The organism is Enterobacter sp. TCD1-1 (assembly GCF_020567405.1).
GTDB lineage: Bacteria > Pseudomonadota > Gammaproteobacteria > Enterobacterales > Enterobacteriaceae > Enterobacter > Enterobacter quasiroggenkampii.
The window spans coordinates 309,541-329,247 of the sequence record NZ_JAJCXF010000001.1 but is presented as its reverse complement, the minus strand read 5'-3'; the positions used below and the strand labels follow the sequence as shown (position 1 = coordinate 329,247).

General features: G+C 62.3%; 18 protein-coding genes. 8 read left to right on the top strand and 10 right to left on the bottom strand.

Translation table 11 applies throughout. The features are described 5' to 3' along the window. Window positions 1-104: 104 nt before the first annotated feature. From LJA86_RS01580 to LJA86_RS01565, 4 genes are all read left to right on the top strand, one after another. Window positions 105-1,193: an oxidoreductase gene (locus LJA86_RS01580; protein ID WP_229225470.1), complete on the top strand. Its 1,089-nt coding sequence runs from the start codon at window positions 105-107 to the stop codon at window positions 1,191-1,193. Window positions 1,194-1,250: 57 nt separating this feature from the next. Further along, window positions 1,251-1,994: an SDR family NAD(P)-dependent oxidoreductase gene (locus LJA86_RS01575; RefSeq protein WP_045909613.1), complete on the top strand. Its 744-nt coding sequence runs from the start codon at window positions 1,251-1,253 to the stop codon at window positions 1,992-1,994. Between the two features lie 183 nt (window positions 1,995-2,177). After that, window positions 2,178-2,483: a type II toxin-antitoxin system RelE family toxin gene (locus LJA86_RS01570; RefSeq protein WP_045909614.1), complete on the top strand. Its 306-nt coding sequence runs from the start codon at window positions 2,178-2,180 to the stop codon at window positions 2,481-2,483. Continuing rightward, the gene (locus LJA86_RS01565; RefSeq protein ID WP_045909615.1) at window positions 2,455-2,859 is read left to right on the top strand and encodes a helix-turn-helix domain-containing protein; all 405 of its coding nucleotides are present in this window, start codon (window positions 2,455-2,457) and stop codon (window positions 2,857-2,859) included. Before LJA86_RS01570 ends, LJA86_RS01565 begins: the two co-directional genes overlap by 29 nt. Here LJA86_RS01565 and LJA86_RS01560 read toward each other — a convergent pair. From LJA86_RS01560 to entC, 7 genes are all read right to left on the bottom strand, one after another. After that, window positions 2,856-3,053, bottom strand: a complete 198-nt coding sequence (locus tag LJA86_RS01560; protein ID WP_006809671.1) for a YbdD/YjiX family protein — start codon at window positions 3,051-3,053, stop codon at window positions 2,856-2,858. The genes LJA86_RS01565 and LJA86_RS01560 overlap by 4 nt on opposite strands. 60 nt (window positions 3,054-3,113) lie before the next feature. Further along, window positions 3,114-5,219 carry a pyruvate/proton symporter CstA gene (gene cstA, locus LJA86_RS01555; RefSeq protein ID WP_229225468.1) on the bottom strand — a complete coding sequence of 702 codons (2,106 nt, stop codon included), beginning with the start codon at window positions 5,217-5,219 and terminating at the stop codon, window positions 3,114-3,116. A gap of 149 nt (window positions 5,220-5,368) precedes the next feature. Beyond that, window positions 5,369-5,782 (bottom strand): proofreading thioesterase EntH, encoded by a 414-nt coding sequence (gene entH / locus LJA86_RS01550; protein ID WP_021242608.1) that lies wholly within the window; start codon window positions 5,780-5,782, stop codon window positions 5,369-5,371. Then, window positions 5,783-6,535, bottom strand: a complete 753-nt coding sequence (entA, locus tag LJA86_RS01545; RefSeq protein WP_229225467.1) for a 2,3-dihydro-2,3-dihydroxybenzoate dehydrogenase EntA — start codon at window positions 6,533-6,535, stop codon at window positions 5,783-5,785. Continuing rightward, window positions 6,535-7,389, bottom strand: coding sequence for an isochorismatase (locus tag LJA86_RS01540; RefSeq protein ID WP_223540133.1), 855 nt, complete (start codon window positions 7,387-7,389; stop codon window positions 6,535-6,537). Before LJA86_RS01540 ends, entA begins: the two co-directional genes overlap by 1 nt. Before the next feature lie 10 nt (window positions 7,390-7,399). Continuing rightward, window positions 7,400-9,010, bottom strand: coding sequence for a (2,3-dihydroxybenzoyl)adenylate synthase EntE (entE, locus tag LJA86_RS01535; RefSeq protein WP_229225465.1), 1,611 nt, complete (start codon window positions 9,008-9,010; stop codon window positions 7,400-7,402). A gap of 9 nt (window positions 9,011-9,019) precedes the next feature. Beyond that, window positions 9,020-10,195, bottom strand: coding sequence for an isochorismate synthase EntC (gene entC, locus LJA86_RS01530; protein WP_229225463.1), 1,176 nt, complete (start codon window positions 10,193-10,195; stop codon window positions 9,020-9,022). 188 nt (window positions 10,196-10,383) lie between these two features. On the opposite strand from entC, the gene fepB reads away from it, so the two are divergent. Continuing rightward, window positions 10,384-11,343, top strand: a complete 960-nt coding sequence (fepB, locus tag LJA86_RS01525) for a Fe2+-enterobactin ABC transporter substrate-binding protein (protein ID WP_229225461.1) — start codon at window positions 10,384-10,386, stop codon at window positions 11,341-11,343. Between the two features lie 77 nt (window positions 11,344-11,420). Here fepB and entS read toward each other — a convergent pair whose 3' ends face one another. Next, entirely contained in the window at window positions 11,421-12,659 is a 1,239-nt protein-coding gene (entS, locus tag LJA86_RS01520; protein WP_229225459.1) for an enterobactin transporter EntS, read from the bottom strand. Window positions 12,660-12,767: 108 nt separating this feature from the next. Between entS and fepD the strand changes: the two genes are divergently transcribed. The 3 genes from fepD to fepC are packed head-to-tail and all read left to right on the top strand — an operon-like array spanning window position 12,768 to window position 15,552. Beyond that, the gene (gene fepD, locus LJA86_RS01515; protein ID WP_229225458.1) at window positions 12,768-13,772 is read left to right on the top strand and encodes a Fe(3+)-siderophore ABC transporter permease; all 1,005 of its coding nucleotides are present in this window, start codon (window positions 12,768-12,770) and stop codon (window positions 13,770-13,772) included. Then, window positions 13,772-14,761, top strand: a complete 990-nt coding sequence (fepG, locus tag LJA86_RS01510; protein WP_420294188.1) for an iron-enterobactin ABC transporter permease — start codon at window positions 13,772-13,774, stop codon at window positions 14,759-14,761. Before fepD ends, fepG begins: the two co-directional genes overlap by 1 nt. Further along, on the top strand, window positions 14,758-15,552 hold the full coding sequence (gene fepC / locus LJA86_RS01505; protein WP_229225456.1) for an iron-enterobactin ABC transporter ATP-binding protein: 795 nt from the start codon (window positions 14,758-14,760) through the stop codon (window positions 15,550-15,552). Before fepG ends, fepC begins: the two co-directional genes overlap by 4 nt. Window positions 15,553-15,639: 87 nt before the next feature. Here fepC and entF read toward each other — a convergent pair whose 3' ends face one another. Together entF and LJA86_RS01495 are read right to left on the bottom strand one after the other, a co-directional pair. Beyond that, window positions 15,640-19,497, bottom strand: a complete 3,858-nt coding sequence (entF, locus tag LJA86_RS01500) for an enterobactin non-ribosomal peptide synthetase EntF (protein ID WP_229225455.1) — start codon at window positions 19,495-19,497, stop codon at window positions 15,640-15,642. Then, complete coding sequence (locus LJA86_RS01495; RefSeq protein ID WP_229225450.1) at window positions 19,494-19,706, bottom strand: MbtH family protein; 213 nt, start codon at window positions 19,704-19,706, stop codon at window positions 19,494-19,496. The genes entF and LJA86_RS01495 overlap by 4 nt, the downstream gene beginning before the upstream one ends. Window position 19,707 lies beyond the last annotated feature (1 nt).

Sequence of the window (19,707 nt, the reverse complement as noted above, 5' to 3'; positions counted from 1 at the left end):
GACTGACAACGACGGAAAAGGCATAAGTTAAAGCGAAATATTATTAGCCATCCGGATGTCCAGACATAACATCGGGTTAGCGCTTGCTAAAAAAGGACAACACCATGAGCAACACCGATATCCGCGTCGTGCCTGGCCCGGCGAACTACTTCTCCCATCCCGGAAGCCTTGCGCAGCTGGATAACTTCTTTACCCCGGAACAGCTTTCCCGCGCGGTGTGGATTTACGGCGAGCGCGCTATCGACGGCGCGCGCCCATTCCTGCCGGAGAGCTTTCACGCGCCGGGGGCGAAACACCTGCTGTTTAAAGGCCACTGCAGCGAGCGCGACGTCATCCATCTGGTGAACGAATCCGGCAGTGACGCCAGCGTGGTGATTGGCGTCGGCGGCGGTGCGGTGCTGGATACCGTCAAGGCCGTGGCGCGCCGCTTAGGCGTGCCGTTCGTGGGTATCCCCACCATTGCCGCTACCTGCGCGGCATGGACCCCGCTCTCCGTCTGGTACAACGATGCCGGGCAGGCGCTGCATTTTGAGATCTTCGATGACGCCAACTTCCTGGTGCTGGTAGAGCCACAGATCATTCTCAACGCACCCGCGGAATACCTGCTGGCGGGTATCGGCGATACGCTGGCGAAGTGGTACGAAGCGGTAGTGCTTGCTCCGCAACCTGAAAACCTGCCGCTGACCGTGCGGCTGGGCATCAACGGCGCGCTGGCGATCCGCGACGTGCTGCTGGAGCACAGTGAGGAAGCGCTGGCCGACCAGCAGCGCGGCGAACAGACGCAGGTCTTTCGGGACGTGGTGGATGCGATCATCGCCGGCGGCGGGATGGTCGGCGGTCTGGGCGAACGCTATACCCGCGTGGCGGCGGCGCATGCGGTGCACAACGGTTTAACCGTGCTGCCGCAGACGGAAAAATACCTCCACGGCACCAAGGTGGCCTACGGCATTCTGGTGCAGAGCGCCCTGCTCGGCCAGGACGACGTGCTGGCGCAGCTGGTCTCGGCGTACCGGCGCTTTAACCTGCCGACCACGCTTCGCGCGCTGGAGGTCGATATTCACAACCGCGACGAGCTGGATAAGGTGATTGCCCACACTCTGCGTCCGGTGGAGTCAATTCATTATCTGCCGGTGACGTTAACGCCTGAGGTTCTGCGCGCGGCGTTTGAGAAGGTGGAATACTTCAGCCGTTAATCTCCCTGACCGTCTATACCTAATGATGATTCTTACCACTCTCGTAACGAGGTCATCATGCAGATCGATTTAACAGGTAAAAAGGCGCTGGTTACCGGTGCCAGCCGCGGGTTGGGTCGTGCTATTGCACTGTCGCTGGCGCGCGCCGGTGCGGATGTGATTATTACGTATGAAAAATCCGCCGATAAAGCCCAGGCGGTCGCTGAGGAGATTAAGGCGCTGGGACGACACAGCGAAGCTGTGCAGGCCGACAGCGCCAGCGCGCAGGCGATTCAGGATGCCGTCACCCATGCAGCACGTTCCCTTGGCGGGCTGGACATTCTGGTCAACAACGCGGGTATCGCGCGCGGCGGCCCGCTGGAGTCCATGACCCTGGCGGACATCGACGCGCTCATCAACGTCAACATTCGCGGCGTGGTGATCGCCATTCAGGAAGCGCTGGTGCACATGTCCGACGGCGGGCGCATTATCAACATCGGCAGCTGTCTGGCCAACCGCGTGGCGATGCCGGGTATTGCCGTTTACTCGATGACCAAGTCTGCCCTTAACTCCCTCACCCGCGGCCTGGCGCGCGATCTGGGCCCGCGCGGTATTACCGTTAACCTTGTCCACCCCGGCCCCACCAACAGCGATATGAACCCGGAAGACGGCGAACAGGCGGAAGCCCAGCGCCAGATGATCGCGGTCGGTCACTACGGCCAGCCGGAAGACATCGCGGCGGCGGTCACCTTCCTTGCCAGCCCGGCTGCGGGGCAGATCTCCGGCACAGGGCTGGATGTCGACGGCGGGTTGAACGCCTGATCGCACCTTTTCTGCAAGCCTCTGTCGCCCGGCAGAGGCCTTTTCGAGCCGCCTCGACGGTTTGCGTTTTGCCTCTTACCTGTATTTTTTCTCCGCTCTACAGTACCCCATAAGAAATTCGGAATTTATCTAATAGTCTTATTATTTCCTTATGTTTTGTGTGGGCGTACAGTGGAGGTACGGATGAAGATTGTCTGGTCCAATGGTGCAAAGAAGGCGTTTTCAAAGATTGACGAGCGGTATCAGCACCGCATTGAGGTAAAGCTTAATGAACTGGATGACCGTTCAGCTCCCCGGCCCGATATCAAAAAAATATCGGCGACCGAAAATCATTTCCGGCTACGCGTTGGCGATTACCGCATCATCTATACGCTTCGGGACGATCCCGATAACCATTGTTATGTTTTAGCCGTCAAGCGCAGAACTTCAACGACTTACCTGCATGAGGAGAGTGCCACCTATGGCTGTACAGCTAATCAAGGACGATAACGGGAAAACGCAGTACGCCGTTATTCCCTATCACGAATATTTTCGTATGCTCTTACAGATGTCAGAAATTGACGACGAAACCGATGACGATCTGGAGGATATTGAGGTCGAACACGATAGTCTGGATGACGTGGAATTGCCCGGAGAAGTGTGCAGCATCATGACCTGGCAGAACGTCAGCCTACAGGCCGCGTGGCGTATCCTGCGCGGGCTATCCCAGCAGGAGGTGGCGGAGAAACTCGGCATCAGCCAGTCCGCCGTGTCACAGCTGGAAGCGCTGGACTCCCGTCCGCAAAAGCGCACCCGTGAAAAGCTGGCAGCGATCTACGGCTGCAAGCAGGAGCAGATCAGCCTCTATTTACCGAAAGAGGGTTAACAGCATTTCGCCCCGCCCTTGCCGCCGTAGCGGGCGTCCTGGCGGTCGCGGAAAAATTCTTCGTAGGTCATTGGCGTCTGGTCTGGATGATTGACGCGCATATGCTCGACGTAGTTGTCGTAGTCCGGCACGCCAATCATCATTTTGGCGGCCTGGCCCAGGTACTTACCGGCTTTGGAAAGGGTGTCGAACATGATTCTGATCTCACAGGGTATATAGGCCGGGTAAGGCGAAGCCGCTACCCGGCACAAAGGTTAGTGCGCCCCTTTCGCCTGGGTCACAATCTCTTCCAGGTTTTCAGGCATTGGCTCATACGGCGTCTCTTTCGCCGTTGGCGTGTCGACTTTCAATGCCGCCAGCGCGGTCTTGAGAGAATACAACGCCAGCACCACGACCACCACCATAAAGAAGATGGTCAGCCCGGCGTCCAGACGGTTGTTAAACACCAGCTGCGACAGCTGTGATTCGGTGTACTGTGCCGGGATCTTGCCGCTGTCGATCATCGCCTGGAACTTGTTGGCAATTGCCAGGAAGCCCACCTTATTATCCGGACTGAAGGCCTTCTGCCAGCCCGCCGTCAGGGTACAGATCAGCAGCCACGCGGTAGGCACCAGCGCCACCCACGCATAGCGCTGGCGCTTCATCTTGAACAGCACCACCGCGCAGAGCATCAGCGCCATGCCCGCCAGCATCTGGTTGGCGATACCGAACAGCGGCCACAGGGTGTTAATCCCGCCCAGCGGATCGACCACGCCCTGATGCAGGAAATAGCCCCACGCCAGCACGCACAGCGCCGTCGCCAGCAGGTTAGCCGGGAGCGAGTCGGTCCGCTTCAGGTTCGGGGAGATGACGCCAAGCAAATCCTGCAGCATAAAGCGCGCCGCACGGGTTCCCGCATCCACCGCCGTCAGGATAAACAGCGCTTCAAACAGAATGGCGAAGTGATACCAGAACGAGACGTCCATCAGCCCGCCCAGCGCGCCGTGGAGAATATACGCCATGCCCACCGCCAGCGTCGGCGCCCCGCCCGCGCGGGAGATAATGGACTGCTCGCCCACTTCGCTGGCGATGCTCGTCAACGTATCAGGGGTAATCGCGAAGCCCCAGCCGCTCACCACCTGCGCGGCAGAGGCCACCACGTCAACGGTACCGGCCGGAGCCAGGACTGCCATCGGGCTGTTCATCGCGAAGTAGACGCCCGGGTCGATAATGCAGGCGGAGACCAGGGCCATGATGGCTACGAAGGACTCCATCAGCATGCCGCCGTAGCCAATCAGGCAGGCCTGATTTTCATTCGCCAGCATCTTTGGCGTCGTCCCGGAGGCGATCAGCGCGTGGAAGCCCGACACCGCACCGCAGGCGATGGTGATAAACAGGAACGGGAACAGGTTGCCGGTCCAGACCGGGCCGGTACCGTCGATAAATTTGGTTAATGCCGGCATGGTCAGGGTCGGGCGCATAATCAGAATGCCGATCGCCAGCCCGACGATAGTGCCGATTTTCAGGAACGTTGAAAGGTAGTCGCGCGGGGCCAGCAGCAGCCACACCGGCAACACCGCCGCCACAAAGCCGTAGCCCACCAGCATCCAGGTCAGCTGTACGCCGGTAAAGTCGAAGAACGGTGCCCAGGTCGGGCTTTCCGCCACCCAGCCGCCGGAGATAATGGCGAACACGAGCAACACCAGACCAATCACCGACACTTCACCAATGCGGCCCGGACGCAGGTAGCGGATGTAGATCCCCATGAACAGCGCCAGCGGAATGGTAAAGGCTACGGTATACGTTCCCCACGGGCTGTGGGTCAACGCTTTCACTACGATCATCGCCAGCACCGCGAGGATGATCACCATGATCATAAAGGTCGCCACCAGCGCAATCACCCCGGCAGTGGCCCCCATCTCCTCTTTCACCAGCTCACCCAGCGAACGTCCGTCGCGGCGGGTGGAGACGAACAGTACCATAAAGTCCTGCACCGCCCCCGCCAGCACCACCCCGGCGAGGATCCAGATCATCCCCGGCAGGTAGCCCATTTGCGCCGCCAGCACCGGGCCCACCAGCGGGCCTGCTCCGGCGATCGCCGCAAAATGGTGACCGAACAGCACTTTCTTGTCGGTCGGCACGTAGTCCAGACCGTCGTTATGGCGGACGGCAGGCGTCATGCGGTTGCTATCGACCGCCAGAACATTTTTAGCGATATAGCGGCCATAAAAACGATAGGCGATCAGGTAAACGCAGACCGAGGCAACGACGATCCAGAGCGCGTTGATCTGCTCCCCCCGGTTGAGGGCGATGTAGCCCAGGGCAAAGGCTCCCACAACGGAGAGCCCTGCCCATGTAAGGTATTTCCCTGAGTTGTTCATAGTTGTTGTCCGTTGTTGTGAAACAGTGAGATGTTACATTTTGTTTCTAGAACAACCGGAAAAATTTAACAACTTTGAAACGCAATAATGCGTGGTCAAACCAGAGATTTACACCACAGTGTTAAGCCGATCACTTTGATCTGCCTGGGCTAGCCCAGCACCATCGTACTCAACCGGCAGGTACAGCACCGCCGCCCCTGCTCGTCGAAGACCCCAATCTCCCAGCTCTGGCTCGAACGCCCAAGATGCAGCGGCTGACACACGCCACGAACCGTGCCGTGGGATACCGCCCGATGATGCGTGGCGTTCAGCTCCGTTCCCACCACGCTCTGCCCGTCGCGGGTCATCAGAAATCCGGCCATTGAGCCGAGCGTTTCCGCCAGCGCCGCCGAGGCCCCGCCGTGGAGCAGGCCAAACGGCTGATGGGTACGCGCATCCACCGGCATCTCCGCTTCCAGCGCATCATCCCCGAGGCGGGTATAGACGATGCCCAGGTTCGCCACCAGGGTATTCACGCTGGTGGCGTTCAGTTCCTCAAGCGATAAATGACGTTTCCAGATCATTTACGCCCCCAGCGTGGAGCCGCCGTCCACCACAATATCCTGCAGGGTGATATGGCTGGCGGCATCGGAGGCAAGGAACAGCACGGTCGCAGCTATCTCCTGAGGACGGGCAATTTTGCCCAGCGGAATACCGAGCTTAAAGTGCTCGCCGAAGCCGCGGATGCGCTGCTGCTCCGCATCGTCGCTTTTCCACAGAGTGCGCTGCATATCGGTGTCCGTTGAGCCCGGCGACACCAGATTGCAGCGCACGCCGCTGCCTGCCAGCTCCAGCCCGACGGTCAGGGCCAGGCTTTTCAGCGCCGCTTTCGATGCGCCATAGGCGCTCATGCCGATGCGCGGCGCGTGCGCCGCGTCGGACGCCACGGTCACAATCGCCCCGCCCTGCTGACGGCGGAACTGCCCCATGGTCTGCTGGAACAGATTGAACGCGCCGCCAACGTTGACCGCAAAGGTGTCCTGCCAGTCCTTGTACGAGAGCTGGTCCGTCGCCCCCATGCGCAGAATGCCCGCCGCGTTGACCAGCACGTCCAGCCGTTCGAGCGAAGCCAGCACGCGCCCGCACACCTCATGCACCTGCGCGGCATCCGCCACGTCCAGCGTTTCGGTGGAAAACGGATAGTGATCCTGCGGGAAGGCCAAATCGAACCCGGTCACCTGCGCGCCGGCTTCGGCAAATGCCAGTGCGGTCGCGTAGCCAATCCCCTTCCCCGCGCCCGTCACCCAGACGGTTTTACCGGTGAAATCCCATCCCATCACTTCACCTCGCGGGAAAGCAGCGCCCACCAGGCGTCGAGGGTCGGATTTTTGGCCAGCATCACGAAGTCGATATCGCCGTGTACTTTGCGCCAGCGGGCTGCCAGCGCCATCATGCGTACCGAATCCAGGCCGTAGTCGATCAGGTTTTCGTCATCCATCGGCTCGTCGGACTCGTCCAGCAGCGGCAGAATGAGCTCGCGCAGTGCGGTCTTCGAGGCCGGAACGGACGGCAGCAGTTCGTCGGTCATCACCACGCGGCCCGAGCGTCCGGCTACATAGTTCAGCGACATCAGGTGCTCGTCGCGGGTGAAATCCGCCAGCGCGTCGGCAATGAAGAACGGCTTAATGTCGCGCATAAAGGCATCGGTGGCGGTGGTCATGCAGCCGATGTGGGCGTAGACGCCGGTAATCAGCAGCTGGTTGCGGCCCGTCTCTTTCAGCATCTGCTCCAGCGGCGAGCGATGGAACGCGCTGTAGCGCCACTTCACCAGCACCGTGTCCGCTTCGTCCGGCGCCAGCTCGGCGACGATGCGCTGCTGCTCCGGCGAACGGGTCAGGCCCGGGCCCCACATGTCGTTCAGCAGGGCGCGATCGTCGTCGCTCTGCTCTTTTGGCTGCGCGGTGTAGTACACCGGGATATTGTGTTCTTTGCACCAGGCGCGCAGTCTGGCGATGTTCGCCACCACCTGCTGCATCATCTCGCTGTTTTCGCCCCAGAAGTTCAGGAAATACTCCTGCATATCGTGGATCAGCAGCGCCGCGCGCTCGGGCTCAAACGCCCAGTTCACCTTGCTGGTCGGCAACTCTGCGGCGGTCGGCAGCGCGTAAGCGGTTAATTTTGGAATGGCCATACTCTTTTCCTCAGCCCCGGGCGCGTTCAGCAAGCCACAGGCGCAACTGTTTCTTATCGACTTTGCCGACCGGCGTCAGCGGGAGCGCATCCACGCTCTCCACGCGGTCCGGCAGCTTGAATTCGGCGACGCCCTGCTCGCGCAGGAAGCGACGCACCTCCACCGCGCGCAGGGGCTGTTTCACCACCAGATACGCGCAGCTCTTCTCACCCAGCAGGCTATCCTCCATGCTCACCAGCGCGGCGTGGATCACCGACTCATGGCGCAGCAGCAGGTTCTCGATCTCTTCGGCAGCAATCTTCTCGCCGCCGCGGTTGATCTGATCTTTCTCGCGCCCCTGCACGGTGATGTAGCCCTGCTCGTCAATGGCGATCAGATCCCCGGAGCAGTAAAAGCCGTCGGCGTCGAAGGCGCTGGCGTTGTGTTCCGGACTCTTGAAATAGCCTCGGAAGGTATACGGACCGCGCGTCATCAGGCGCCCGACTTCCCCGCGCGGCAGCGGGTTGCCGTGCTCGTCCGCCACCCACACTTCGTCGTCCGGGCACATCGGTCGGCCCTGGGTGTTGATGATGCGTTCCGGCGCGTCGTCGAGCGCGGTGTAGTTCACCAGCCCTTCTGCCATGCCGAACACCTGCTGCAGCTGGCAGCCAATCTCCAGCGGAATGCGCGCCGCGAGCGTGGATGAGAGCCGTGCGCCGCCCACCTGGAGCAGCTTCAGCGACGCAAGCTGGGCGTTGCCCGCGCCGTCGGCAATCGCCTGCAGCCAGAGGCTGACCGCCGGCGGGACCAGCGAGGTGACGTTAATCTGGTGCTGTTCGATCAGCGGGAAGCAGAGCGTGGCGCTCGGATCGTTCGCCAGCACCACGCAGCCGCCCGCGGTAAAGACGCCTAACGACCCCGGCGAGCTCATGGCGTAGTTGTGCGCCGCGGGCAGCGCGTTCAGATACCGGGTGTGCGCAGTGATACCGCAGATCTCGTTGCTGCGGCGAATGCTGTAGTCGTAGTCGTTATGCGTCCGCGGGATCAGCTTCGGCGTGCCGGTGCTGCCGCCGGAGAGCTGGAAGAACGCCACTTCGTCGGCGGGCGTCGGGTTAGGGATAAAATTGTCCGCCGGACGCGCAATCGCCGCGTCCAGGGCATATTCACCCTTATCGCCACGCAGGAGCACGACGCGCACCGAGCGATGTTCATCCACAAAGGCATGAAGAAAATCATCGCCCGCAAACAGCGCATGGTCACGATCGGCGATCAGCACGGCGGGGTTGATCTGCGCCGCGTAGGCGTTCAGCTCGCTGCGCTGGTGGCTAAAGAGCGCGTTGACCGGCGCGACGCCGATTTGCAGCAACGCGAAGAAGGTGATGTAGAACTCGGCCACGTTGCCAAGCTGCACCAGCGCCGTCTCGCCACGCTGCAGTCCACGCGCCTGAAGGGCTGAGGCCAGGTTGTTCACGGCCTGATTCAGCGCTCGGTAGGTAATGTGGCGATCGCCATCGATAATCGCCACCGCATCGCTGTCCGGCCGATCCGTCAGGATGTGGGTCAACGGCAGATCCTGCCAGTAGCCTTTTTCACGGTAGCGGCGGGCAAATGCCTCAGGCCAGCGGGTAAAGGGAATGGTCATGAGTCTTCCTTAGTGCAAACCAAACACGTTGAGCATGGTGGAGAGCTTTACGCCCGTCTCGCGCCACTCGCCCACCGGGGAGGAGGCAGGCACAATGCCCGCACCGGCAAACAGGCGAACGGTATTTTCACGAAGACGCGCGCAGCGGATGGTCACCACCCACTCACCGTTGCCTTCGCTGTCGCACCAGCCAACGATGCCGCCAAACAGCTCGCGGTCGAACGGCTCCAGCTCGGCAATCAGCTCTTTCGCCGCCTGATGCGGGAAGCCGCTCAGCGCCGGGGTCGGGTGCAGCAGGCAGGCCAGGGTCAGGGCGTTCTCGTTTTCACGCGCCTCGCCTTCCACCGGCGTCGCCAGATGCCACAGCGTCGGCGTGGTAATCAACTGAGGAGAATCAGGCATGCTGAGATGGTGGCTGCGCGGTGCCAGAATGGCCTTCATCGCCTGGGTGACCAGGTCGTGCTCGTGACGGTCCTTTTCGGAGGCCAGCAGCTTGTTGCCCGCTTCGCGATCCAGCACGTCGTCCGGCTGACGGCGCGCGGAGCCTGCCAGCGGCAGCGAGCTAAAGTGCGCCCCCTCTTTGCGCAGCAGCAGCTCCGGGCTGGCGCCCAGCAGCACGCCGCCGTCTTCCAGCGGCACGTGGAAGTTGAAGCTCGCCGGGTTCTGGGCGATCAGGCGCTCCATCAGGGCGCCGCTGTCCATGCGTTTGTCGGTCGCGATATCAATCAGGCGCGACAGCACCACCTTGTTCACCTGCGGCGTGGCGGTCAGCGACGCGGCGCGAGCGACCATCTCTTCGAAGACGGGCTGCGGCGGGATCTCGGTGCGTTGTGCCACCTTCAGCGCCTGCGCGCCGGAAAAATAGCGTGCGGACTGCTGACGTGCGGGACGGGAAAAGGTCTCCCAGCGTTGCGGAATAAACAGCGACGAGGGCTTGCGGGTGTCGAACGGGATCGCCCCCACCATCACCGGGTGAGCAATACCGCTGGCTTTTGCCGTGCGGAAGGCATGGGCTAATTTTTGCTGGAAGCGACCCGCCGGATCGTCACCGCCGACGGCGGGTTCACTGAAGCGGGCAAAGCAGCCGGACGTGGTAAAGCTGCGGTAAGGCGACATAAAGAAAAAACGGTCTGATTCCAGCGTGGTTGCGGCGTGCTGAACTTCCTCAGCCAGGGACGTATCCATATCATCCTCCTCAAAATGATAAAAGAAGCAATAATGATTATCATTTATATTTTCGTCGGCTAACCTAATCCCACATCGCTTCGCTGTCAACCGTCGGGCAAATAACTTGTGCGACAAAAGCTTGCATCCCGGTGCGGTAACTATGAAAATGAGAAGCATTATCTTCAATGAAAACAGGATCCCGCGCTGTGAAATTCCCTGCCGTTTTCCGTAATCCCCTGCTTTTATTATCACTTTTTGTTTTAGGACTTACCTCAGCCGCTGCCGCCGACTGGCCGCGTCAGGTGACTGACAGCCGCGGGGTACATACCCTTGAGCACAAACCGACGCGCATTGTCTCCACCAGCGTGACCTTAACCGGCTCCCTGCTGGCCATTGACGCACCGGTCGTCGCCAGCGGCGCGACCACGCCAAACAACCGCGTGGCGGATGGACTGGGCTTCCTGCGCCAGTGGGGCGATATCGCGAAGCAGCGCAAGGTAGCGCGGCTGTACATTGGCGAGCCGAGCGCCGAAGCGGTGGCCGCGCAAATGCCGGACCTGATTTTGATCAGCGCTACCGGCGGGGATTCCGCACTGGCGCTGTACGATCAGCTTTCCGCCATTGCGCCGACGCTTATCATCAACTACGACGACAAGAGCTGGCAGGCGCTGCTGACCCAGCTGGGCACGATCACCGGACACGAAAAGCAGGCCGCCGGGCGCATAGCCGCGTTTGATACGCAGCTCGCGCAGGTGAAACAGCAAATGACGCTGCCGCCGCAGCCGGTGAACGCCATCGTCTACACCGCTGCCGCGCATTCCGCCAACCTGTGGACCGCCGAATCGGCGCAGGGCAAGCTGCTGCACCAGCTGGGCTTTACGCTGGCGGACCTGCCAGCCGGGTTGCAGACCTCAACAAGCCAGGGCAAGCGCCACGACATTATCCAACTGGGCGGTGAAAACCTGGCGACGGGACTGAACGGCGAAGGGCTGTTTGTGTTTGCCGGTGACGAGAAAGACGTGGCGGCGATTTACGCTAACCCGCTGCTGGCGCACCTGCCGTCGGTGAAAAACAAGCGCGTGTGGGCGTTAGGAACTGAGACGTTCCGCCTGGATTATTACAGCGCGATGTTGGTGTTGCAGCGTTTGAATGCGATGTTTAAATAAGAGGCACAATCCCCGTAGGCCCGGTAAGCGCAGCGCCACCGGGCGTTTTGTCGGGTGGCGGTTCCGCCTTACCCGACCTACAAGGTCACCACACTCTCCTGCCTGAACCGCCGCAATTCCACCAGCGCCACTAACAAAATCCCACCAACCATCGCTAACACAAACCCGCTGCTGCTCGCCGACGCCACCGGGCTCATTATCGCCCCCAGCCCGCCGAGGATCGCCGCGCCGATGGCATCGCCCGTGACGTTCTGCGCGGTCCACAGGCCGTTGATACGCCCGAGCATCCCTTCCGGCGTCTGGGTCTGGATCAGGGTGTACTGCAAGAGCGAGCTGATGGCGCTCAGCCAGCCAAAGATCACCAGACACATCACCCCGAGCGCCCAGACCGGCATCAGGCTAAAGAAGCCAATGGCGATAAACGAGGCCAGCGTGGCAAGCAGCATAATCAGCCCCGGACGCGCGCTCTGCGCCAGGTTGCCGCTGGTCAGCGCCCCGCAGGCCGCACCGAGCGGAATCGCGGCGTACAGCAGGCCAATCTCCGAGGCGCTCATCCGCCACTCTCCCGCTAACGCCGGATACAACACGCGCACGGCGCTCGCCATGGTCAGCAGGCCGCCAAGCAGCGCAATGCCGCCAATCAGCGGGTTACTGAACAGAAAACGAAGAGCGGCCATCAGTGATGTCAGCGGATGCTCGCGCGGCTGCGGCGGAGGTGGCAGCAGCGGCAGGCGCAGCAGCGTCAGCGTGGTGATAAACGTCCCCGCCGCCGCCAGGCCGTAGTTCCACGCCACGTTGCCGGTCGCCAGCAGCAGGCCGCCGACCATCGGTGAAATCACCGAGCCGAGGCGCACGGTGAGCATGGTGATTGCCCCCGCCTGCATCAGATTTTCTCGCCCGACCAGCGCGGGCGTCGCCGCCAGCAGCGCCGTCACGCCTAAGGAGGCAAAAAAGCCGTCCCACAGCCCGAGGGCATATATGGCCATCAGCGACGGCTCCGGCAGCATGGCGTTCAGACACAGCCCGATAAAGCCCACGCCGCAGGTGCCGCGTGCCAGCAGGATCAGCTTTTTACGCTCGTAGCGGTCCGCCAGCACGCCGCCGACCATCAGACCGATAAACATCGCCCCGCCGGTTAACGTCACCGATAACCCCACCAGCCAGCTGGAGTGCGTCATAGTCTGGATCTGGACCGGTACGGCCACGCCGAGCAGGCCGAGGGATAAAATGGAGATAAAACGAGCGATAAAGACGGCGCGATACGCCGGGTGTGTTTTGAGCAGGCTGAGGTTGAGCAGCCAAGATTTTTGATTCATGACAAAGCCTTGAGTGTAATTCTACCCATTCCATGGGCGCACATGCTAACATAGCCAAATAAGATAGATAACGATAATCACTATCATTATCAAATCATGGATGTTGCTATGTCGTTTTCCTCTTCTTCGGTGCGCGCCATTGCCGTGCCCGTTTTATTGCTGCTATTGAGCCTGGCGATTGCACTCAGCCTGCTGGTCGGCGCGAAGCCGCTGCCCGCCTTCGTTATCGTTGATGCGCTCTCCGGCACCTGTCAGAGCGCCGATTGCGTCATCGTGCTCGACGCCCGCCTGCCCCGCACCCTTGCCGGACTGCTGGCCGGCGGCGCGCTCGGCCTTGCCGGTGCGTTGATGCAAACCCTTACCCGTAACCCGCTGGCGGACCCCGGCATTCTCGGCGTGAACTCCGGTGCCAGCTTTGCCATCGTGCTCGGCGCGGCGCTGTTCGGGTTAACGTCGCCCTCTGAACAGTTGGTGATGGCCTTTTGCGGCGCGCTGGCCGCCTCGCTGGTGGTGGCGTTTACCGGCAGCCAGGGCGGCGGACAGCTGAGCCCGGTACGCCTGACGCTGGCGGGCGTGGCGCTTGCCGCGGTGCTGGAAGGCTTGTCCAACGGCATCGCCCTGCTCAACCCGGACGTTTACGACCAGCTGCGCTTCTGGCAGGCCGGCTCGCTGGATATCCGCACCCTTGAAACCCTGAAAGTGGTGGCGATCCCGGTGATGATTGCCGCCGCCGTAGCGCTGTCGTTAAGCCGGGCGCTGAACAGCCTGAGCCTCGGCAGCGACACCGCCACTGCCCTCGGCAACCGCGTGGCGCGCACGCAGCTGACGGGCCTGCTGACCATCACCGTACTGTGCGGCAGCGCGACCGCCGTGGTTGGCCCGATTGCCTTTATCGGCCTGATGATGCCCCATATGGCGCGCTGGCTGGTGGGGGCGGATCACCGCTGGTCCCTGCCCGTTACGCTGCTGGCGACCCCTGCCCTGCTGCTGTTTGCCGACGTGCTGGGCCGCCTGCTGGTGCCGGGCGAGCTGCGCGTCTCGGTGGTCAGCGCCTTTATCGGTGCGCCGGTGCTGATCTTCCTGGTACGACGCAGACGCGGAGGTGGCGCATGATGGCTCCGTCCCGGCGTTTAGTCGCCTGCGTCTCCCTGCTGGTTATCGCCATTCTGCTGCTGGCAACGTGGAGCCTGCGCAGCGGCGCGGTGACGCTTGATTTCACCCAGGTGTTTGACGCCCTGCTCGGCAGCGCGCCGCGCAATATCACCCTGGTTGTCACCGAATGGCGACTGCCGCGCGTGGCGATGGCCATTCTGGTGGGCGCGGCGCTCGGCGTCAGCGGCGCGATTTTCCAGTCGCTGATGCGCAACCCACTCGGCAGCCCGGACGTGATGGGCCTCAATACCGGGGCCTGGAGCGGCGTGCTGGTGGCGATGGTGCTGTTCGGCCAGCACCTGACGGCCATCACCTTTACGGCGATGGCGGGCGGCATTCTGACGTCGCTGGTTATCTGGCTGTTGGCCTGGCGCAACGGCATCGACACCTTCCGGCTGATCATTATCGGTATCGGCGTACGTGCGATGCTGATGGCCTTTAACACATGGCTGCTGCTGCAGGCCTCGCTGGAAACGGCGCTTTCCGCCGGGCTGTGGTACGCGGGCTCCCTCAACGGCCTGACGTGGGGCAAAACCTGGCCCGCGGCACCGCTGATTGTGCTGATGTTTATCGGCGCGCTGCTGCTGGTACGGCGCATGCGGCTGCTGGAGATGGGCGACGACAGCGCCTGCGCGCTGGGCGTGGGCGTTGAGCGCTCGCGCCTGATGCTGATGCTGGTCGCCGTACTGCTGACCGCCGCCTCCACCGCCATCGCCGGGCCGATATCGTTTATCGCCCTTGTCGCGCCGCATATCGCACGACGTCTAAGCGGGACGGCGCGCTGGGGATTAACTCAGGCGGCGCTGTGCGGCGCGCTGCTGCTGCTGGCCGCCGATCTCTGCGCCCAGCGGCTGTTTATGCCTTACCAGCTTCCAGTGGGCGTGGTGACCGTCAGCCTCGGCGGCATTTACCTTATCGTCTTGCTCGTTCAGGAGTCACGCAAGAAATGACAGATTCAACCACCCGCTTGCGCGGCGAAAATCTCACCCTCGGTTACGGCAAAAAAATTATTGCCCGTGATTTATCCGTCGCCATTCCGGACGGCCACTTCACGGCGATTATCGGCCCGAACGGCTGCGGAAAATCGACCCTGCTGCGCACACTGAGCCGCCTGATGACGCCGGTTGCGGGGAGCGTGCTTCTCGACGGCGAGCAGATCCAGCGCTTCGCCAGCAAAGAGGTGGCCAGGCGCATCGGGCTGCTGGCACAAAACGCTACCACGCCGGGGGACATCACGGTGCAGGAGCTGGTCTCGCGGGGGCGCTATCCGCACCAGCCGCTGTTTACCCGCTGGCGCAAGGAAGATGACGAGGCGGTGAACCGCGCGATGCGGGCGACGGGCATTACCGATCTCGCTCAGCAAAGCGTGGATACCCTTTCCGGCGGCCAGCGTCAGCGGGCGTGGATCGCGATGGTGCTGGCGCAGGAGACCTCCATCATGCTGCTGGACGAGCCGACGACCTGGCTGGATATCAGCCATCAGATTGACCTGCTGGAGCTGCTGAGCGAGCTGAACCGCACGCAGGGGTACACCCTTGCGGCGGTGCTGCACGATTTAAACCAGGCGTGCCGCTATGCCACGCACCTGATTGCCTTGCGAGACGGGGAGATTGTGGCCCAGGGCGCGCCGAAGGAGATTGTTACGCCGGAGCTGATCGCGCGGATCTACGGCCTGCGCTGCATGATAATCGACGAGCCGGTGGCGGGAACGCCGCTGGTGGTGCCGTTAGGTCGACGGTAATTGCCGGGTGGCGGCTACGCCTTACCCGGCCTACACTCGGCTCCCGTAGGACGGGTAAGGCGTAGCCGCCACCCGGCGCTTATGACGTTACCCCAAAATATTCTTCAACACCGGCCCTATCTTCTCAAACGCCTGCGGTGAAATGATATCCACGTGGGCGCAATCCTGGCTGTACACCTCAAGCTCCGACACCCACGGCGCCCAGGCCGCCTGCGGATCCATGGTTCGCGTGCGCTCGGCGACAAACAGCGTCGCTTTGCCGTCAAAGCGCGCGCTGTGTGCCGTGGTGAGCAGCCGCACCGCGTCGGTGTAGTTGCCTTCAATCGCGTTAAACAGCTCGCTGGAGCCCTGCCCCTGCTGGGCGGCGATAAACGCCTGACGTTCCCGCTCGATCTCTGCCAGCACCGCCGGGTCGAGGCCGTTAGCCTCTTTTTCCGCCCAGTTCTGGGTTTCCGGCGGCCAGGTATCCAGCAGGCCGAGGAATGAAACCGCTTCACCCTGCTCGCGCAGGCGGGCCGCAATCCCCTGCGCCAGCGTGCCGCCGAGGGAATAACCGAACAGGTAATACGGCCCCTGCGGCTGCTGCTTACGTAACGTAGACAGGTGGCGCTCAATCACACCATCCAGATCCGCACACTGCTGCATCGGCCCGTCCGGGCGCGGCGACTGAATGCCGACGATTGACCAGCGCGGGCTGAGGTAGCGCGCCAGCACGCTAAACTGCCAGGCAAAGCCGGACGCCGGATGGAAGCAGAACAGCGTCGGGCCGTCGCCCTCACGTAGCGGCAGAAGCGTTTCATACCCCAGACGCTGCGCCTGCTCGTCACTCATCTGCGAGTCCAGCAGGGCGCTAAGCTTGCTGACCGTCGAGGCGACCATAATCTGCCCCGGCGTGACCTTGCGGTTGAACGCACGGCTAAGCTGTGCCGCCAGACGCATAGCCAGCAGCGAGTGGCCGCCGAGGGCAAAGAAATCCGCCTCAATGTCGTTGATCTCGCAGCCCAGCAGCGCGGCAAACGCCTGCGCGACGGCGATTTCGGTTTCGCTTTCCGGGGCCCGTCCGGACGTTTTACCAGTCAGTTCCGGCAGCGGCAGCGCCTTGCGATCGAGCTTGCCGTTGGCGCTCAGCGGCAGCGCGCTGATTTGCAGCAGCACCACCGGCACCATATGCGGCGGCAGCTGGGCTTTGAGCGATTCCAGCAGCGCGTCGCGGTCCAGCGGTAAGCCGGATTCAGAAACCACGTACCCCACCAGCTGGCGGGCATCGCCGCCCGTTGCCGCCGCCTGGTTGAAGACGCAGGCGTGCGCCACGGCCTGGGCCACGTCCGGCAGCGACAGCATCGCTCGGTCGATTTCACCCAACTCGATGCGCTGGCCGCGAATTTTAAGCTGGTCGTCGCTGCGGCCCAGATATTCCACCGCGCCGTTATCCAGCCAGCGAGCAACGTCTCCGGTGCGGTACATCCGCTCGCCCGGCGCAAACGGGTCGGCGATAAAGCGGCTGGCGGTGAGATCAGGGCGTCCCAGATACCCCTGCGCCAGCTGGATGCCGGTGAGGTAGAGATCGCCCGCCACGCCGAACGGTACCGGGCGCATCATCGCATCCAGAATGCGCAGCCCCGTGTTCCACACCGGGAAGCCGATCGGCACGCTGTTGCCTGCAACTGCCGCCAGCTCAGGGCCATATGCCGGATACCAACTGACGTCCACCGCCGCTTCCGTCGGGCCATAAAGATTGTGCAGCGGCACGCGGGTCAGCTGTTCCCACTCGCGGCACAGCGCCGTCGGCAGCGCTTCGCCGCTGCAGAACACCTGCTTAAGCGTTTTGCAGCAGTCGGCGTTTTCCGGCGTCAGCGAGGCAACAAACGCCGCCAGCATCGACGGCACGAAGTGGGTAGTGGTCACGCCATAGTGGGCGAAGAAGCTTTGCATCGCCTGCGGATCGCGGTGCGCGTCCGGCTCGGCCATCACCAGCTTCGCCCCGGCGATAAACGGCCACCAGAACTCCCACACCGACACGTCAAAGCTGCACGGCGTTTTCTGCGCCACCACATCGTCCGCGCCCAGCGGATAATGGTCCTGCATCCACTTCAGGCGGTTAACGATGGCGGTATGGCCGACCATGACCCCTTTTGGACGCCCGGTCGAGCCGGAGGTAAAGATGATGTACGCCGTCTGCTCCGGCTTCGCCAGCCGCAGCGGCTCAGCACCCGCGGTCGGTAATAGTGTGTTGTAACTAAACGTCTCGACGGAGAGATCGCTAAAGCGCGGAAGCTGTTCGTCAGTGGTAATGAGCAGGGACGGCTTCGCATCCTCCAGCATCATCCGCAGGCGATCGTCCGGGTAGCCGGTGTCGAGCGGCAGCCATGCGGCGCCCACCTCCACAATGCCGTGCAGCGCTAACGTCAGGAATACCGAGCGCGGCAGGGCCACCGCCACGCTGTCGCCCGGCTTCACGCCGCGCGCGCGCAGCAGGTTTGCCAGCGCGACGACCTGCTCGCGCATCTGGCGATAGTTCAGCTCAACGTGCGCATCCGCCAGCGCCGGGGCGTCCGGCGTTTTGCTCGCCTGTTCCGCCACCAGATCCGCGAGCGTAGTGGACGGCAGCGCCAGTCCGGTATCGTTGATGCGCGCCAGTTGGGCATATTCCTGTTCTGAAACGGTTTCCACCTCGCCGCAGCGCAGGTCCGGGTTGGCTGCAAATTGCCTCAGCATCGCGTTCAGGCGCGCGACGTGACGCGTCAGCGTCGCCTCGTCGTAGCGCTGTTTATTGGCGAGGATCTCAATGCTCAACCCGCCCTGCTCGTCCGGGAACAGCGCCAGCTCCAGATCGTTCACCGGGCCGGTCGCCAGCGTGTGGGTGATGGCCTCCACGCCGTCGATATCCAGCTGGTAGTCGAACACTTTCACGTTCAGCACCGGGCCGAACAGCGCTTCATCGCCCGCCGCTTTCCCACTGTCGCGCACGATCTGCTCGGCGTCGTAGCGCTGGTGGCGGCGCATTTTTTTCAGCTGGTTCGCCAGGCGCAGCGCCAGCGAGGGCAGGCTCTCCAGCGGATCGATATTGATCGCCAGCGGCAGGACGTTAAGCACCGGCCCGGTCGCGGTCAGGGCTGCGGACCCCATCCTTCGCATAAAGATAAACCCGGCGGCGTAGTCCAGCCGTCCGGTGAGGCGCCCCAGCCACAGCGCCACCAGCGCAAGCGCCAGGTCGGTGCGCTGTACCTTTTCTGCCGCCTGCGCAAGCTGGCTAAAAGCACGACCGTCGGCGGCGATTTTCAGGCGCAGGATATCCGTTGTCACGGCACGACCCGGCAGCGGTGCGGAGGAGAGCGAGACCGGAGAAGGCAGCTGTTTGCGCTGCTCGGCCCAGAACGCGCCGTCGCGAGGGTACGCCTCGCTGTCGCGATAGCGCTGGTACTCGTCCACCACCTCTGCAAATGGGGTAAACGGGGATTCAGGCGTGGGGTCGCCCTTTTTCCACGCGGCATAAATTGCAGCGATCTGGCGGGTAATGGCCGGGAAGCTGAAGCCATCCACTACCAGATGATGATAGCGCTGATACCAGTACCAGTGGTTGTCACCGACCTGAATCAGCTGGTGAAATGCCAGCGGCTGACCGCTGTCGACGCGCAGGTTCTGGTTAAGATCGGATTCCATCAGCGCCACGGCGGCGGCGTGGGAATCAACGCGAACAACGGACGGTTCCGGCAGAATGAAGGTCTCATCCACCCACTGCCACACCTCACCGTTTTCTTCTGCAAAACGCATGCGCAGGGTATCGGCCTGAAGCATGCCTTCCGCAATGGCTTTAACCAGCAGTGGCGCATCGATATCGCCTTTCAGCTCGGTGTAGTGCGCCACGCTCCAGGCGTTTGGCAGCGTGGACAGCTGTTCCGCCATCCAAATCCCCGGCTGGGCGGCGACGAGAGGAAGACGGTTCATGCGTTCTCCCCCACAAAGTAAGACGGCTCAAGCGTTTGCCAGTGCCCGGCAAGCCACTGCTGGCACGCCTCCTGCGACTGTGCTTCGCACACCACGCACCACCCTGCCGGCAGTTCGCACTGCTGAGGCCACAGGCTGTACTGCCCCTGGTCGTTTTGCAAAATGGCGAACTGTCCCTGCGGATTATCGAAAGGATTGCTGAATTCCATA

Coding starts and splice junctions, on each gene's coding strand:
- LJA86_RS01580 (WP_229225470.1), top strand. CDS start 105: ATGAGCAACACCGATATCCGCGTCGTGCCTGGCCCGGCGAACTACTTC.
- LJA86_RS01575 (WP_045909613.1), top strand. CDS start 1,251: ATGCAGATCGATTTAACAGGTAAAAAGGCGCTGGTTACCGGTGCCAGC.
- LJA86_RS01570 (WP_045909614.1), top strand. CDS start 2,178: ATGAAGATTGTCTGGTCCAATGGTGCAAAGAAGGCGTTTTCAAAGATT.
- LJA86_RS01565 (WP_045909615.1), top strand. CDS start 2,455: ATGGCTGTACAGCTAATCAAGGACGATAACGGGAAAACGCAGTACGCC.
- LJA86_RS01560 (WP_006809671.1), bottom strand. CDS start 3,053: ATGTTCGACACCCTTTCCAAAGCCGGTAAGTACCTGGGCCAGGCCGCC.
- cstA (WP_229225468.1), bottom strand. CDS start 5,219: ATGAACAACTCAGGGAAATACCTTACATGGGCAGGGCTCTCCGTTGTG.
- entH (WP_021242608.1), bottom strand. CDS start 5,782: ATGATCTGGAAACGTCATTTATCGCTTGAGGAACTGAACGCCACCAGC.
- entA (WP_229225467.1), bottom strand. CDS start 6,535: ATGGGATGGGATTTCACCGGTAAAACCGTCTGGGTGACGGGCGCGGGG.
- LJA86_RS01540 (WP_223540133.1), bottom strand. CDS start 7,389: ATGGCCATTCCAAAATTAACCGCTTACGCGCTGCCGACCGCCGCAGAG.
- entE (WP_229225465.1), bottom strand. CDS start 9,010: ATGACCATTCCCTTTACCCGCTGGCCTGAGGCATTTGCCCGCCGCTAC.
- entC (WP_229225463.1), bottom strand. CDS start 10,195: ATGGATACGTCCCTGGCTGAGGAAGTTCAGCACGCCGCAACCACGCTG.
- entS (WP_229225459.1), bottom strand. CDS start 12,659: ATGAATCAAAAATCTTGGCTGCTCAACCTCAGCCTGCTCAAAACACAC.
- fepD (WP_229225458.1), top strand. CDS start 12,768: ATGTCGTTTTCCTCTTCTTCGGTGCGCGCCATTGCCGTGCCCGTTTTA.
- fepG (WP_420294188.1), top strand. CDS start 13,772: ATGGCTCCGTCCCGGCGTTTAGTCGCCTGCGTCTCCCTGCTGGTTATC.
- fepC (WP_229225456.1), top strand. CDS start 14,758: ATGACAGATTCAACCACCCGCTTGCGCGGCGAAAATCTCACCCTCGGT.
- entF (WP_229225455.1), bottom strand. CDS start 19,497: ATGAACCGTCTTCCTCTCGTCGCCGCCCAGCCGGGGATTTGGATGGCG.
- LJA86_RS01495 (WP_229225450.1), bottom strand. CDS start 19,706: ATGGAATTCAGCAATCCTTTCGATAATCCGCAGGGACAGTTCGCCATT.